Consider the following 12,696-nt stretch of genomic DNA (forward strand, 5'->3'; position numbering starts at 1 on the left):
CCACGCGGTCAAATCCGGTCTAGAATAGGAAATCGGCTTCGTGTATGGAGCCGCGATCCCATGTAGGGGTCGGAATGACGGGCGATGACGCCCGCTGGAAAGAGCGTTGGGTGCAACGATGACGAAATGGTCGCCGAATTCCTGGAGAGCGATGCCGATCAAGCAGGTTCCTGCTTATCCGGACCTTGTCGCGCTGAAGAACACGGAAGCCCAACTCGCCACCTTTCCGCCGCTGGTTTTTGCAGGTGAGGCGCGCAAGCTGAAGAAGCAGCTTGCTGCTGTCGCTGCCGGTGACGCATTCCTCCTCCAGGGTGGCGATTGTGCCGAGAGCTTCGCCGAGCATGGCGCGGACAACATCCGCGACTTCTTCCGCGTCTTCCTGCAGATGTCGGTGGTGCTGACCTTCGCCGGCGCGCAGCCGGTGGTGAAGGTGGGCCGTGTCGCCGGCCAGTTCGCCAAGCCGCGCTCGTCCGACAACGAGACCAAGGGCGATGTGACGCTGCCCAGCTATCGCGGCGACATCATCAACGGTATCGAGTTCGACGCCAAGTCGCGCATTCCCGATCCTGCACGGCAGGAGATGGCGTATCGCCAGTCGGCGGCGACGCTCAACCTTCTGCGCGCCTTCGCGCAGGGCGGCTACGCCAGCCTGGAGAACGTGCACAGCTGGATGCTCGGCTTCGTGTCGGACAGCCCGCAGGGCGAGAAATACGAGTCGCTCGCCAACCGCATCACCGAGACGATGGACTTCATGAAGGCCGTCGGCATCACCTCGGAGACCAATTACGCGCTGCGCGAGACCGATTTCTACACCAGCCACGAGGCGCTTCTGCTCGGCTATGAGGAGGCGCTGACCCGCGTCGATTCGACTTCCGGCGACTGGTACGCGACCTCTGGCCACATGATCTGGATCGGCGACCGCACCCGCCAGCCCGACCATGCCCATGTCGAGTACTGCCGCGGCATCAAGAACCCGCTGGGCCTCAAATGCGGTCCGTCGCTGACGCCGGACGGTCTGCTGCAGCTCATCGACCTGCTCAACCCGGAAAATGAGCCGGGACGGCTAACGCTGATCGCGCGCTTCGGCTCCGACAAGGTCGCCGACCATCTGCCGAAACTGGTGCGCGCGGTGAAGAAGGAAGGCCGCAGCGTGGTGTGGTCGTCGGACCCGATGCATGGCAACACCATCGAGGCCGCCGGCTACAAGACGCGGCCCTTCGACCGCATCCTCAAGGAGGTGCAGACTTTCTTCGAGGTGCACCGCGCCGAGGGCACGCATCCGGGCGGCATCCATATCGAGATGACCGGCAAGAACGTCACCGAATGCACCGGTGGCGCCCGCGCCATCACGGCCGAAGAGCTGCAGGACCGCTACCACACCCATTGCGATCCGCGCCTCAACGCCGACCAGGCGATCGAGCTGGCGTTCCTGGTGTCGGATCTGCTCAAGAAGAGCCATCCGGTGCAGCACAAGCGGGCCGTCAACGGCTGAGACTCTTGTAACGGACTTGACCGATCAAAGAGCGCCGGAGAGATCCGGCGCTCTTTTCATTTGTTTAGTCTAGTGGACTGCCACCAGCATATCCGATGGAACCTCCGTCAAACGCCTTGTGGCCGTCTCCGCCAGCTTGGCAATGCCCGTGTGCCAATCCGCAACCCATTGTCCCTGCTGTGATCGCAGCGTGATAGACCCATCTTGTGCTTCTCGCCTACCAAGGACGGCCACGACAGGAACCATAAGATCGTGACTGCTGACGATACGCCGCGCCAGCGTTTCGGACTCATCGAATAGTTTAGGCCGAAGTCCCGCTGCTACAAGGTGGCGCTTGAGTTCCTGAGCGATCCCGAGTTGATGTTCTGAGACTGGCATAACGGCAACCTGGACCGGAGCCAGCCAAAAGGGCAGTCGTCCATGATGATGCTCGAGTAGGATTCCAATGAAGCGCCCCATCGAACCGAAAATAGCATGATGCAGCATGACCGGAACCGCCCGGTTTCCATTGGAGTCGGCATAAGAGGCGCCAAGCCGTGCGGGTAGCACAAAGTCGAGCTGAATGGTGCCACACTGCCATGATCTGCCTTGCCGATCACGTAAGGCAAATTCCAGCTTTGGACCATAGAATGCCCCTTCGCCCGGCTGCAAAACGGGACTGAGACCCGTACTTCGTGCAGCAGCGAGCAATTGGGCTTCCGCCTGATCCCAATCTTCATCCGAGCCTGCTCGCTTTTCGGGCCGAAGCGAAAGCGCCACGTCAAACTCCTCGAAGCCGAGCTCGGAATAAACCGACGACAGCAATCCTACGAAGCGCGCGACTTCCGTTTCAATCTGTTGCGACATGCAGAGCACATGGGCGTCATCCTGCACAAAGCCGCGCGTGCGCAGAAGGCCGTGCATCGAGCCGGAGGGCTCATCCCTGTGACAGGCGCCGAACTCCGACAGGCGCATCGGCAGATCGCGCCAGGAGCGGAGCGACGAATTGAAGATCTGCAGATGGCATGGGCAGCTCATGGGCTTGAGCGCCATGTCCCGGCCGGAGTCCCGCGGCACCACGAACATATTCTCTCGGAACTTTTCCCAGTGTCCTGACCGCTCCCACAAACCGCGCGGCAGAAGTTGCGGAGAGTTTACCTCCTCGTAGTCAAGCTCCCGCATCCGCCCGCGAAGGTATTCTTCGAGCTGACGGTAGAGCTGCCAGCCCGCAGGGTGCCAGTAGATCATTCCCGGCGCATCTTCCTCAATGTGGTAGAGGTCGAGGCGGCGGGCTAGAATGCGGTGATCGTCTTGTTCCATTGGTCTGTCCTTCGGGGATAAAAGCCGGACAGCAAAAGGAACAAAAAAGCCCCGCGCGTATCCGGCGGGGCTGCGGTCGTTGTGACGATTTGCTTAGCGCGTCAAACCACCAGCCACCGCAAAGCGGTGGTGGTCGTGGTGGTCAGAGAAGAAAGGCGCTGTTGCATGGGAATGCAACTAGCGCGCAGCATACTAAGTGTCAACAATCCGGCAACGTCGGAACTACTTCGCCGCCGCAGGATACGATGCAACATCATCGGATGCCGCTCTAGCGCGCGCGTTCCCAACGCAGGCCGTTGAGCCGCGGATCGGCGGCAAAAGCCGTCCTGGAAAACTCGATCCGCTTTTCCGGGAATTCGCAGATCGCCTGCACGCCGAAGGCGCCGAGCCGGATGCGCCAGGTCTGGGGTTCCAGCGGCTTGGCCTTGGCAAAGCCGCGACACGTCAGCAGCGCCACATTGGCGCCGGGGTGACGTGCCGAGCGGTAGCGGATGGCCTCCAGCCCGGCCTCGCGCGCGACATCGGCAATGCTCTGGCAAGCGGCATAGTCGGTTGGATCTGTCCACGAAACCGCATCGCGATCGAGCGGTGGCCGCGTCAGGTCGATAGCCCTGTCGCAGCGTATCGCGGCGGCAAAGGCTGTGTATTCGGCGGCGTCGTGCGGCCACGGCGTATCGGGCGATTCAGCAAAGAACAGCAAGCGGTAGAAGGCCATTTCGGCAACGGCGGTCATCATCGTTTCCGCTGCGTAGTAGACGCCTCTGGTTCGGCCGGCGCGGCGGAAGCGCGAACCGTGCGGGTAGACCGAGCCATAGCGGAAGGGCGTCGCCAGGAGATAATGCAGATGCCGGCATTCGAGCGGGATTTGCGGCTTGGTTTCCTCGATCAAGTCTTCCAGCAGTGCCTGCTCGTCGAGTGTGTCGACGACCTTGAGCGTCGACACGCGGTGCTGCGCCTCGACCATGCGCCAGTATTTGCCGTCGAGGCGGACGGCTTCAGACGAGAGCGCGTCGGGAGTCCAGATAGGCAATGACATCGACAAGCCCGGTAATGGTCAAGATTTTTTCCAGCGGGCTGCCATCGAACGCCGTATTGGTGTTCTTCAGCCACGCCCGGGCGACAGTCTCGTCACCGCCGACGATGGCGTCGAGCGAGCGGAACAGCCGCACGAACAACACCGCAAGCTCGAACGGCTTGGTCCCGCGCTCCAACAGGAACTCCTGCCTACGCATGCGTGAAACCGTGGCTTCCGAAACACCGATGACGGAAGCCAGCATCCTGGCGGTTATGTCCAAAAGGTCGGCGGCACGCAGCGTGGCCTTGGTAAGGACCGCATTCTCGGCTGCGTTGGCAGCGGCGTGGGGTTGTATCACAGGCATACTCTTTCCATTTCCATGGGAAATATAGTCCATAAAAATTTACATGGAAAGATGCTGCGCAAAAACAATTTCAGGAGGCAGCAGACAGGCGTCGAGCGAAAAGGTCAGTCCTTCTTGTAGAGCAGCCAGCTCTTGCCGGAGCGGCCGGCCATCGCCGAGTGCTTAGTCACGCGATTGCGCCCGCTGACCTTGGAGCGATAGAGCGCCCGATCGGCCTTTGTGTAGAGATCCTCGGGGCTTTCAGCCTCGGATGCCATGCAGATGCCCATGGACACAGTCACCGTGCCGTAATTTGCGCCGGTCTGGCTGCTGGTGAACGGCGTCTGCTCGATCAGCGCGCGTATGCGCTCTGCGATCTCGTAGGTGGTGTCCTCGCTGGCGCCTTCGATGATCAGCGCGAATTCCTCGCCGCCGGTTCGGGCCACGAACATGTCGCCGGCAATGCTGGTCTGAAAAATGTCGGCGACGATCTGGATGATCCTGTCGCCGACAGGGTGGCCGTAGCGATCGTTGATGTCCTTGAAGCGGTCGATATCGGCAAGGATCAAGGCGTTGAACAGGATGCCCTTGTTGCTGGTGTAGATCCTGGTGATTTGCTTGTCGAAGGCGCGGCGATTCCAGATGTGGGTCAAGGGATCGGTGTCGGCGAGCCGCTTGTACTCTTCGAGCTTCGACTTGACGCTCTCGAGCTCGGCCGTCTTGTCGCTGAGCGTCGTTGCAACCTGCTTGCCGTGGTCGATCGTCGAATTGGTGGCGACCGACATGGCACTGACGACCTTTTGCAGCAGCTCCTGCGAAAGCAGGCTGCGGTTGGAAAGCCCGCTCGACGTCTCGTCGAGGATCCTGCCGTATTTCTCGATATGGCTGCGTTCACTCCTCAGCAGCGAGGCGACGTCCTCGAGTTCCTTGGCAAGGACATCTCGCGCCTGCTCGACAATGCCGGGGCCATGATGCTGGGCAAAGAAAGAGCGCCCGATGCGGTCCAGATCGTCCTGCGTCGGCCGGTTGCTCAATGAGACGACGGCAAGGCTGAGTTCGCGATTGGTGCCGTTCAACGCCTCGTAGAAGATCTCATAGTTGCGCGGCAGACCGAGCACACCGAGCTGACGCATGGTCGCCACAACATTGGTTGCGATGTCTGTGTTTCGGTCGGGCTGAACGGCTGCCGGCTGCATGTTCTGTTCACTCTACCCCTGGGAGCCATCGCAGACCTGCGAGTGCAAGATGTCGCTGACGGGGGAATGCGAGCCGGAATTCCAGATCGGCCGGCGAAAAGGCGCGTCCCCGATAACGACTTTCGCTTGCACAGACCATAGATGCAGGCGCGCTAAAGTTTCCTTAATGTGCAATTGGTTCAGCACGGTTTCTCTACCTGAGGCTGTAAAAAGCCTTGCCGCTGTGCCGCGAGAATTTTCGAATACGCCCGCCCGGTGTCGCATTTGCTCGTGCGCGGTCGCAGCAAAACTGGAATCCTGCTGCCGACGGCGGACAGGAAATGGCAAGTCGATCGGAGGCCCGGATGGATGACAATCACAGCGGATCTTGCCTGTGCGGGGCGGTGCGCTTCAAGACGCAGGGCCCATTGCGCGGGGTGATCTATTGCCATTGCTCGCAGTGCCGGAAGCAGAGCGGGCATTTCTACGCCGCAACCAACGTCCCCGATGAAAACATCGCAATAGTGGGCGAGGAGAGCATCACCTGGTACGAAGCGTCTTCGTTTGCCAGGCGCGGCTTCTGCAAGGCATGTGGCTCGCTGCTGTTCTGGAAGCCACGGCACGACGCTTATGTCTCCGTTATGGCCGGGCTGTTCGACAAGCCCACTGAACTCGAGGGCCAGTGCCACATCTTCGTCGGTGACAAGGGCGACTATTATTCGATCGACGACACGCTGCCCCAGTTCGAAAAGTCGACGCCGTCGATCAAGGTTGCCGACGAATGATTTTTGAAGCGGCTGCCTTATTCCCTTGATCCGGCCATTGGGTTATCCCCTGCCGGTGATTCGGAAAGGGATTTGGGCATGCAGCGGCTGATCGATGCTTTCTACAATTCGGTGCGGGCGTTTCGCAAGCTGGCCGCCAGCGAGAAAGCCTTCCAGCAGGAGCTGATGCTGCTCGTGCTTGCCTTGCCGCTCGGCTGGTTTGTTTCGGTGTCGTGGCGCGGCTATGCGCTGCTGATCGGCGCGGTGCTGCTGCTGATCATGGTCGAAGTGCTGAACACCGGCATCGAGGCGGCGTGCGATGCGTTCAGCCGGGAGTTCAATGTCGATATCCAGCTGGCCAAGGATTGCGGTTCGCTGGCTGTGCTGATTTCGGTGGTGATCGTCGCCGGGGTCTGGGGCATCGCCATCATCGAGCGCATCACGGGGCTGCCGATCTAGGGGTGGTCCTCAGGGCGGGGACCGGTTCGCGAACACCCAAACCTGCATCACCACGAATTTCAGCCCCGCGATCAGGCGCTCGGCATCGTTTGATTTTCAAGTCTCCCTGGCGTCCTTCACCCGCTCTTTCCTGGCGACGGAGCGGGCGACGAGCCAAGCGAGGATGGCCACGATGAGCCCGATGGCCAGGGCGATCAGCAGCCGCTCGTGACGGGCCAGCGCCTGGCCGACGATGCGCTCCGCACCCAGTCCGAAGACATAGCCGACGGTGCTGAACAGGGCTGCCCAGACCAGCGACGAGATGGCGTTGAGAATGACGAAGCGCGTCACCGTGATGTCGGCGAAGCCGGCGGCGATGCCGCCGACCAGACGCATGCCATATATGTAGCGGTTGGACAGCACGAAGATGTTGGGATGCGAGGAAACGAGACGGTAAGCGTGGCTGAAGCCCGGCCTGGCTTTCAGCCTGAGAACCGACGGATGATCGGCAAAGCTTCGGCCGAGGGTGAAGAAGAACGTGTCGCCGATGAAAGCGCCGAGAGCCGCAGCGAGGAAGGCCTGCCAAAGGATGAAGACATGCTGATGCGCGAAGAAGCCGCCGAGGATAGCGGCACTTTCGCCCTCGGCAACGCAGCCGAGAAAGACGGCGATCAGCCCATACTGTTCGATCAGGTGGTGGATGGCGTCCGTCATGGGGAGGAGGTCTGCGGCGTGAGCCGTTCGTCGATCCGCTTCAGCTGTTCGGCGATCTGCGCAATCTCGTCGCGCATGCCGATGATCTGGCTGTGGCGCAGTTCGTCCAGTTTTTCGTGCAGCGCCATGATCTCGATCTCCGCCTTGAGATTGACCTCATAGTCGTGCGTGGCGTCGATGCGGTCGCGCGCGGCCTGGCGGTTCTGCGACATCATGATCACCGGCGCCTGCAGAGCGGCGATCATCGAGAGCACAAGGTTGAGGAAGATGAAGGGGTAGGGGTCGAACGACTTTTGCCCCAGCAGCCACCAATTCGCGCCGATCCAGAAGATCAGGAAGGCGATGAAGGACAGGATGAACGTCCATGAGCCGCCGATGCGCGCGATGGCATCGGCGATGCGGTCGCCGGCGTCCTGAAGGCCGGCAAGACGGTCGTTGAGATTCTGCGATACCAGCTTGCGGTCGATGGCGCTCTGCAACACCTGCCTTTCAAGCTCGGTCAGAGTCTCCGGCGTTCGCTTCAGCCAGCGGTTGGCCAGTTCGGGCACGGTCTTGTTCATGGATGTCTCCATAGGAAAGCATCGGCTTGGCAGCCTCGTTTGCATATAGGAAGATGGCGTTCCGTCAAAAGCGTGGCGTGAGGATGGAAGCAGAATGCCCGATTTCGCGAAAATTCGCGCCCGTGCCGCAGAACGCAAAGGTGGTGAAGCGGAGTTGACATCGTTGCTGGGTCCCATGCCCGACAACGCCGCCGTGGCTGACATCGCCGATGACCGCATTCTGTCGACGATGGCCGAGCGCGTCTTTGCCGCCGGTTTCGTCTGGCGCGTCATCGAGCAGAAATGGCCGGGTTTCGAGGCGGCGTTTCTCGGTTTCGAGCCGAAGCGGCTGTTGTTCCAGCCCGACGATTTCTGGCACGACCTGACGGCCGACGAGCGCATCGTGCGCAATCCGCAGAAGATCAAATCCGTGCGCGACAACGCTGCCTTCGTCGAGCGCGTATCGAAGGAACATGGCGGCTTCGGCGCATTCCTTGCAGACTGGCCGGCCGACGACCAGGTTGGGCTGATGGCCTATCTCGGCAAGCATGGCAGCCGGCTTGGCGGCAACACCGGCCAGTATTTTCTGCGGTGGCTGGAGTGGGACGCTTTCATCCTCTCGGCCGACATGGCGGCAGCGCTGCGCGATGCAGGCCTCGACATCGCCGAAAACCCGACCTCGAAGAGGGATCTCGACAAGATCCAGGCCCAGATCAATGTCTGGGCGGCGCAAACCGGACTGCCGCGCCGCCACATTTCGCGCATTCTGGCGATGTCGATCGGCGAGAACCATTCACCGGCATCGCTGCGCGAATATATGGGCGAATAGGACTTGATCCACATTCATCGGATCGGCCAGACACGATCTGTAGATCGGTCAGACACGATCTGTAGATCGGTCAGACACGATCTGTCGATCGGTCAGACACGATCTGTCGATCGGTCTGGGGTGGTCCAAACGAACGCCATTGCCCGGCGAATTTTGACGCGCTAAGTCAGCAGGCATGACCAAGAAGACCGCTCCCGATATTCTGCGCATCGCCGTCGCCCAGCTCAATCCGACGGTTGGCGATGTTGCCGGCAATCTTGCCAAGGCGCGCGAGGCGAGGGCGGATGCGGCCCGTCAGGGCGCCGATCTCGTGCTGTTCACCGAGCTTTTCCTCGCCGGTTATCCGCCCGAGGATCTGGTGCTGAAGCCGGCGTTCCTGAAAACCTGCGAGCGGGCGGCGGAAGACTTCGCCAAAGACACCGCCGATGGCGGGCCGGGGGTCATCATCGGCACGCCGTTGAAGCGCAAGAGCGGCACCCACAATTCGATCATCTTTGCCGATGGTGGCAAGATCCTTGCCGAGCGTTACAAGCTCGACCTGCCGAACTACGGCGAGTTCGACGAGAAGCGCGTCTTCCAGGCCGGTCCGGAAATGCAGGGACCGGTCAATTTCCGCGGCGTGCGTATCGGAATTCCGATCTGCGAAGACATTTGGGGTGACGTCGCCGTTTGCGAAACGCTGGCCGAAAGCGGGGCGGAAATCCTGCTGGTGCCGAACGGCTCGCCCTACTACCGCGCCAAGATCGATGTTCGCCACCAGGTCGTCATCCGCCAGGTCATCGAGTGCGGACTGCCGATGATCTATGCCAACCAGCTTGGCGGCCAGGACGAGCTGATCTTCGACGGCGCGTCCTTCGCTATCGGTGCGGACAAGACGCTGGCCTTCCAGATGAGCCAGTTCGAGGAGACGGTCGACGTCACCACCTGGAAGAGGACTCCCGACGGCTGGGTCTGCTCCGAAGGACCGATGTCGAAGATCCCGGAAAGGGAGGAGGCGGACTATCGCGCCTGCATGCTGGGGCTGCGCGACTACGTCAACAAGAACGGCTTCAAAAATGTCGTGCTCGGTCTTTCCGGCGGCATCGATTCGGCAATCTGCGCAGCGCTCGCCGTCGATGCGCTTGGCGAGGAACGGCTGCGCGCGGTGATGATGCCCTATCGCTACACCTCGAAGGACTCGCTCAAAGACGCCGAGGATTGCGCCCGCGCACTCGGCTGCCGCTATGACATCGTGCCGATCTTCGAGCCGGTCGAAGGGTTTTTGCACACGCTGACGCAGCTTTTCGAAGGCACCAAGGAAGGCATCACCGAGGAAAACCTTCAGAGCCGCGCGCGGGGCACCATCCTGATGGCGATCTCCAACAAGTTCGGCTCGATGGTCGTCACCACCGGCAACAAGAGCGAGATGTCGGTTGGCTACGCCACGCTCTATGGCGACATGAATGGTGGCTTCAATCCGATCAAGGACCTCTACAAGATGCAGGTGTATGCGCTGTCGCGCTGGCGCAACGGCCACGTGCCGCCGGGTGCGCTCGGGCCTTCTGGCGAGGTGATCCCGAAGAACATCATCGACAAGGCGCCATCGGCCGAACTGCGCGAGAACCAGACCGACCAGGATTCGCTGCCGCCCTATCCGGTGCTGGACGATATTCTCGAGTGCCTGGTCGAGAATGAGATGGGCGTCGACGACATCGTCGCGCGCGGCCACGACCGGGCGACGGTGACCCGCATCGAGCACCTGCTCTACATAGCCGAATACAAGCGCCGGCAGGCCGCGCCCGGCGTGAAGATCACCCGGAAGAATTTCGGCCGCGACCGGCGCTATCCCATCACCAACCGGTTCAGGGATCGCGGGTAGACGCCGCGTTTGAATGGGCCACCCGACGATGTCGGTACAACCCGCCGTTGTTGCAAAATCGTCTCACTGCTTGGACCAGATGCGGTTTCGGCAGTTCCTCATCTTGGCGAGGCGTTGAGCCGTCCGTATAAGACCTTCTCCGCGATTCCCCTTTGGGAGGTCCGAATGCCAGCATTTGACACCATTATGCGAGGCCGCGAAGCCTAGGTTCCAGACGGCGCGCTACAAGGTTTTTACCTCCGTAGCGAAGCCCATCCCGGAACAGGCGTTCGTCGATGCCGGTCGCCGCCCGACATATCGGGCGCGCCGCCAAATATGCCGAACCTCCGCATTTCCGGCCGCCAATTGGCCCTGACGCGGGTTTTTCAATTTTCGACCTTACCGGGATCGGGCTCGTTTGCGCCCGAATGACATCATGGCTCGTTTTCGAATCGATTTGCGCGCAAGCGCCTTTCGCAGCGTTCTTGGCTTCACGCTCAGCCATTGGCGGCGCCAGCCCTGGCGGCTTTCGCTCATCATGGGCACTTTCCTGCTGTCGACCTTGGCAGACGTTCTGACACCGCTCTATTCCGGCCGGCTGGTCGATGCCGTTGCCAGCAGTGCTGCGGCGGACGATGTGACATGGAACGCAGCGATGGCGGCGTTCTCGATGCTGGTGGCCCTGGCGCTTGCCGGCGTCGTGCTGCGCAACCTCGCCTTCATGGCCATCGTCGAACTGACCCTGAGGATGATGGCGGATATCGCCGCCGACGCCTTCCACCGCGTCCAGCGTTTTTCCACCGACTGGCACGCCAACAGTTTTGCAGGCTCGACCGTGCGCAAGATAACGCGGGGCATGTGGGCGCTCGACCTGCTGAACGACACGATCCTGATTGCACTGCTGCCGTCGGTTGCCATGCTGCTCGGCTCGACACTGCTGCTCGGCTGGTTCTGGCCGATGATGGGCGCGGTGGTTGCCACCGGCTCGGTGCTGTTCATCGTGGTGACGGCAATGCTGTCGCTTGGCTATGTCGCGCCGGCGGCACGGCTTGCCAACTCATGGGACACGCGCCTCGGCGGCTCGTTGGCCGATGCGGTGAGCTGCAATGCCGTGGTCAAGGGCTTCGGTGCGGAGCAGCGTGAGGAAACGCACCTTGCCAGGGTCGTCGCCAAATGGCGGGCGCGTACCCGCCGTACCTGGGTGCGTGGCACCGTCAACGGCACCACGCAAGGGGCAATGCTGCTGCTTTTGAGAACAGCGGTGATCGGCCTGGCGCTGATGCTTTGGTCGTGGGGGCAAGCTAGCGCCGGCGATGTCGCCTTCGTGCTGACCTCGTTCTTCGTGCTGCAGGGTTATCTCAGGGACATCGGCACGCATATCCGCAATCTGCAGCGGTCGATCAACGACATGGAGGAACTGGTCGATTTCCAGTCCGAACCGCTCGGCATCGAGGATCGGCCCGGCGCCAAGCCGATCCGGATCGCGGACGGCCGCATCAGCTTCGACAATGTCACCTTTCACTATGGCAGTCACCGGTTGCCGCTCTACCGCGACTTTTCGGTGGACATCGCACCGGGCCAGCGCGTCGGGCTGGTCGGCCATTCGGGTTCCGGCAAGACGACCTTCGTCAAGCTGATCCAGCGCCTCTATGACGTGACCGCCGGCAAGATCCTGATCGATGGCCAGGATATCGCCGAGGTGGCGCAGGCGTCGCTGCGCGGGCAGATCGCCATCGTCCAGCAGGAGCCGATCCTGTTCCACCGATCCTTGGCCGAGAACATCGCCTATGCCCGGCCGAGCGCCACGCAGGCCGAGATCGAGCATGCCGCGCGGCTGGCCAGCGCGCATGACTTCATCGTCAACCTGCCGAAGGGCTACGGCACGCTGGTTGGCGAGCGCGGCGTGAAACTATCCGGTGGCGAGCGTCAGCGCGTGGCGATCGCACGCGCTTTCCTCGCCGATGCGCGGATCCTCATTCTGGACGAGGCGACATCGAGCCTCGATTCGGAATCGGAGGTGCTGATCCAGCAGGCGATGGAGCGGTTGATGGTCGGCCGCACGACACTGGTCATTGCGCACCGGCTTTCGACGGTGAGGGCGCTCGACAGGCTGCTGGTGTTCGATCGGGGCCGCATCGTCGAAGAGGGGTCGCATGACGAACTGATCCGGCTGCAAGGCGGTATCTACCGCCGCCTGTTCGAGCGCCAGGCACTCGAATTGACCAAGGGGCTGGTGATCTGAGTGTGAGCG

12 protein-coding genes are annotated in these 12,696 nt (G+C 61.5%); 6 read left to right on the forward strand and 6 right to left on the reverse strand.

Annotated elements, in window-relative coordinates; translation table 11 throughout:
- The first annotated feature begins 118 nt into the window (after positions 1 to 118).
- Positions 119 to 1,492 carry a class II 3-deoxy-7-phosphoheptulonate synthase gene (locus tag LHFGNBLO_RS22115; protein WP_258601471.1) on the forward strand — a complete coding sequence of 458 codons (1,374 nt, stop codon included), beginning with the start codon at positions 119 to 121 and terminating at the stop codon, positions 1,490 to 1,492.
- A gap of 69 nt (positions 1,493 to 1,561) precedes the next feature.
- Here LHFGNBLO_RS22115 and thrS read toward each other — a convergent pair whose 3' ends face one another.
- The 4 genes from thrS to LHFGNBLO_RS22135 form a co-directional block, all read right to left on the reverse strand.
- Positions 1,562 to 2,791, reverse strand: a complete 1,230-nt coding sequence (gene thrS, locus LHFGNBLO_RS22120; protein ID WP_258601472.1) for a threonine--tRNA ligase — start codon at positions 2,789 to 2,791, stop codon at positions 1,562 to 1,564.
- 268 nt (positions 2,792 to 3,059) lie between these two features.
- Complete coding sequence (locus LHFGNBLO_RS22125) at positions 3,060 to 3,827, reverse strand: RES family NAD+ phosphorylase (protein ID WP_258601473.1); 768 nt, start codon at positions 3,825 to 3,827, stop codon at positions 3,060 to 3,062.
- Positions 3,787 to 4,170, reverse strand: a complete 384-nt coding sequence (locus LHFGNBLO_RS22130) for an MbcA/ParS/Xre antitoxin family protein (protein ID WP_258601474.1) — start codon at positions 4,168 to 4,170, stop codon at positions 3,787 to 3,789. The genes LHFGNBLO_RS22125 and LHFGNBLO_RS22130 overlap by 41 nt, the downstream gene beginning before the upstream one ends.
- A gap of 104 nt (positions 4,171 to 4,274) precedes the next feature.
- A complete protein-coding gene (locus LHFGNBLO_RS22135; protein ID WP_258601475.1) occupies positions 4,275 to 5,345 on the reverse strand; it encodes a GGDEF domain-containing protein in 1,071 nt (356 codons plus the stop codon).
- 344 nt (positions 5,346 to 5,689) lie between these two features.
- On the opposite strand from LHFGNBLO_RS22135, the gene LHFGNBLO_RS22140 reads away from it, so the two are divergent.
- Together LHFGNBLO_RS22140 and LHFGNBLO_RS22145 are read left to right on the forward strand one after the other, a co-directional pair.
- Positions 5,690 to 6,109, forward strand: a complete 420-nt coding sequence (locus LHFGNBLO_RS22140; protein ID WP_258601476.1) for a GFA family protein — start codon at positions 5,690 to 5,692, stop codon at positions 6,107 to 6,109.
- A gap of 78 nt (positions 6,110 to 6,187) precedes the next feature.
- Positions 6,188 to 6,547: a diacylglycerol kinase gene (locus LHFGNBLO_RS22145; protein ID WP_258601477.1), complete on the forward strand. Its 360-nt coding sequence runs from the start codon at positions 6,188 to 6,190 to the stop codon at positions 6,545 to 6,547.
- A 96-nt stretch (positions 6,548 to 6,643) separates the two neighbouring features.
- On the opposite strand, the gene LHFGNBLO_RS22150 is transcribed toward LHFGNBLO_RS22145, so the two are convergent.
- On the reverse strand, positions 6,644 to 7,240 hold the full coding sequence (locus LHFGNBLO_RS22150; protein ID WP_258601478.1) for a DedA family protein: 597 nt from the start codon (positions 7,238 to 7,240) through the stop codon (positions 6,644 to 6,646).
- Positions 7,237 to 7,800 carry a DUF1003 domain-containing protein gene (locus tag LHFGNBLO_RS22155; RefSeq protein ID WP_258601479.1) on the reverse strand — a complete coding sequence of 188 codons (564 nt, stop codon included), beginning with the start codon at positions 7,798 to 7,800 and terminating at the stop codon, positions 7,237 to 7,239. The genes LHFGNBLO_RS22150 and LHFGNBLO_RS22155 overlap by 4 nt, the downstream gene beginning before the upstream one ends.
- 94 nt (positions 7,801 to 7,894) lie before the next feature.
- Here LHFGNBLO_RS22155 and LHFGNBLO_RS22160 point away from each other — a divergent pair, with 94 nt between their 5' ends.
- The 3 genes from LHFGNBLO_RS22160 (at position 7,895) to LHFGNBLO_RS22170 (ending at position 12,687) form a co-directional block, all read left to right on the forward strand.
- Positions 7,895 to 8,608, forward strand: a complete 714-nt coding sequence (locus LHFGNBLO_RS22160) for a DNA-3-methyladenine glycosylase I (RefSeq protein ID WP_258601480.1) — start codon at positions 7,895 to 7,897, stop codon at positions 8,606 to 8,608.
- A gap of 175 nt (positions 8,609 to 8,783) precedes the next feature.
- Positions 8,784 to 10,466 carry an NAD+ synthase gene (locus LHFGNBLO_RS22165; protein ID WP_258601481.1) on the forward strand — a complete coding sequence of 561 codons (1,683 nt, stop codon included), beginning with the start codon at positions 8,784 to 8,786 and terminating at the stop codon, positions 10,464 to 10,466.
- 415 nt (positions 10,467 to 10,881) lie between these two features.
- A complete protein-coding gene (locus LHFGNBLO_RS22170; RefSeq protein WP_258601482.1) occupies positions 10,882 to 12,687 on the forward strand; it encodes an ABC transporter ATP-binding protein in 1,806 nt (601 codons plus the stop codon).
- The last annotated feature ends 9 nt before the right edge of the window (positions 12,688 to 12,696 follow it).

It is taken from the genome of Mesorhizobium sp. AR10, assembly GCF_024746795.1.
Classification (GTDB): Bacteria; Pseudomonadota; Alphaproteobacteria; order Rhizobiales; family Rhizobiaceae; genus Mesorhizobium.

Bases quoted from the DNA above. Each gene is read 5' to 3' on its own strand.
- thrS (WP_258601472.1), bottom strand. From the start codon at position 2,791: ATGGAACAAGACGATCACCGCATTCTAGCCCGCCGCCTCGACCTCTAC.
- LHFGNBLO_RS22115 (WP_258601471.1), top strand. From the start codon at position 119: ATGACGAAATGGTCGCCGAATTCCTGGAGAGCGATGCCGATCAAGCAG.
- LHFGNBLO_RS22155 (WP_258601479.1), bottom strand. From the start codon at position 7,800: ATGAACAAGACCGTGCCCGAACTGGCCAACCGCTGGCTGAAGCGAACG.
- LHFGNBLO_RS22135 (WP_258601475.1), bottom strand. From the start codon at position 5,345: ATGCAGCCGGCAGCCGTTCAGCCCGACCGAAACACAGACATCGCAACC.
- LHFGNBLO_RS22145 (WP_258601477.1), top strand. From the start codon at position 6,188: ATGCAGCGGCTGATCGATGCTTTCTACAATTCGGTGCGGGCGTTTCGC.
- LHFGNBLO_RS22150 (WP_258601478.1), bottom strand. From the start codon at position 7,240: ATGACGGACGCCATCCACCACCTGATCGAACAGTATGGGCTGATCGCC.
- LHFGNBLO_RS22160 (WP_258601480.1), top strand. From the start codon at position 7,895: ATGCCCGATTTCGCGAAAATTCGCGCCCGTGCCGCAGAACGCAAAGGT.
- LHFGNBLO_RS22170 (WP_258601482.1), top strand. From the start codon at position 10,882: ATGGCTCGTTTTCGAATCGATTTGCGCGCAAGCGCCTTTCGCAGCGTT.
- LHFGNBLO_RS22165 (WP_258601481.1), top strand. From the start codon at position 8,784: ATGACCAAGAAGACCGCTCCCGATATTCTGCGCATCGCCGTCGCCCAG.
- LHFGNBLO_RS22140 (WP_258601476.1), top strand. From the start codon at position 5,690: ATGGATGACAATCACAGCGGATCTTGCCTGTGCGGGGCGGTGCGCTTC.
- LHFGNBLO_RS22125 (WP_258601473.1), bottom strand. From the start codon at position 3,827: ATGTCATTGCCTATCTGGACTCCCGACGCGCTCTCGTCTGAAGCCGTC.
- LHFGNBLO_RS22130 (WP_258601474.1), bottom strand. From the start codon at position 4,170: ATGCCTGTGATACAACCCCACGCCGCTGCCAACGCAGCCGAGAATGCG.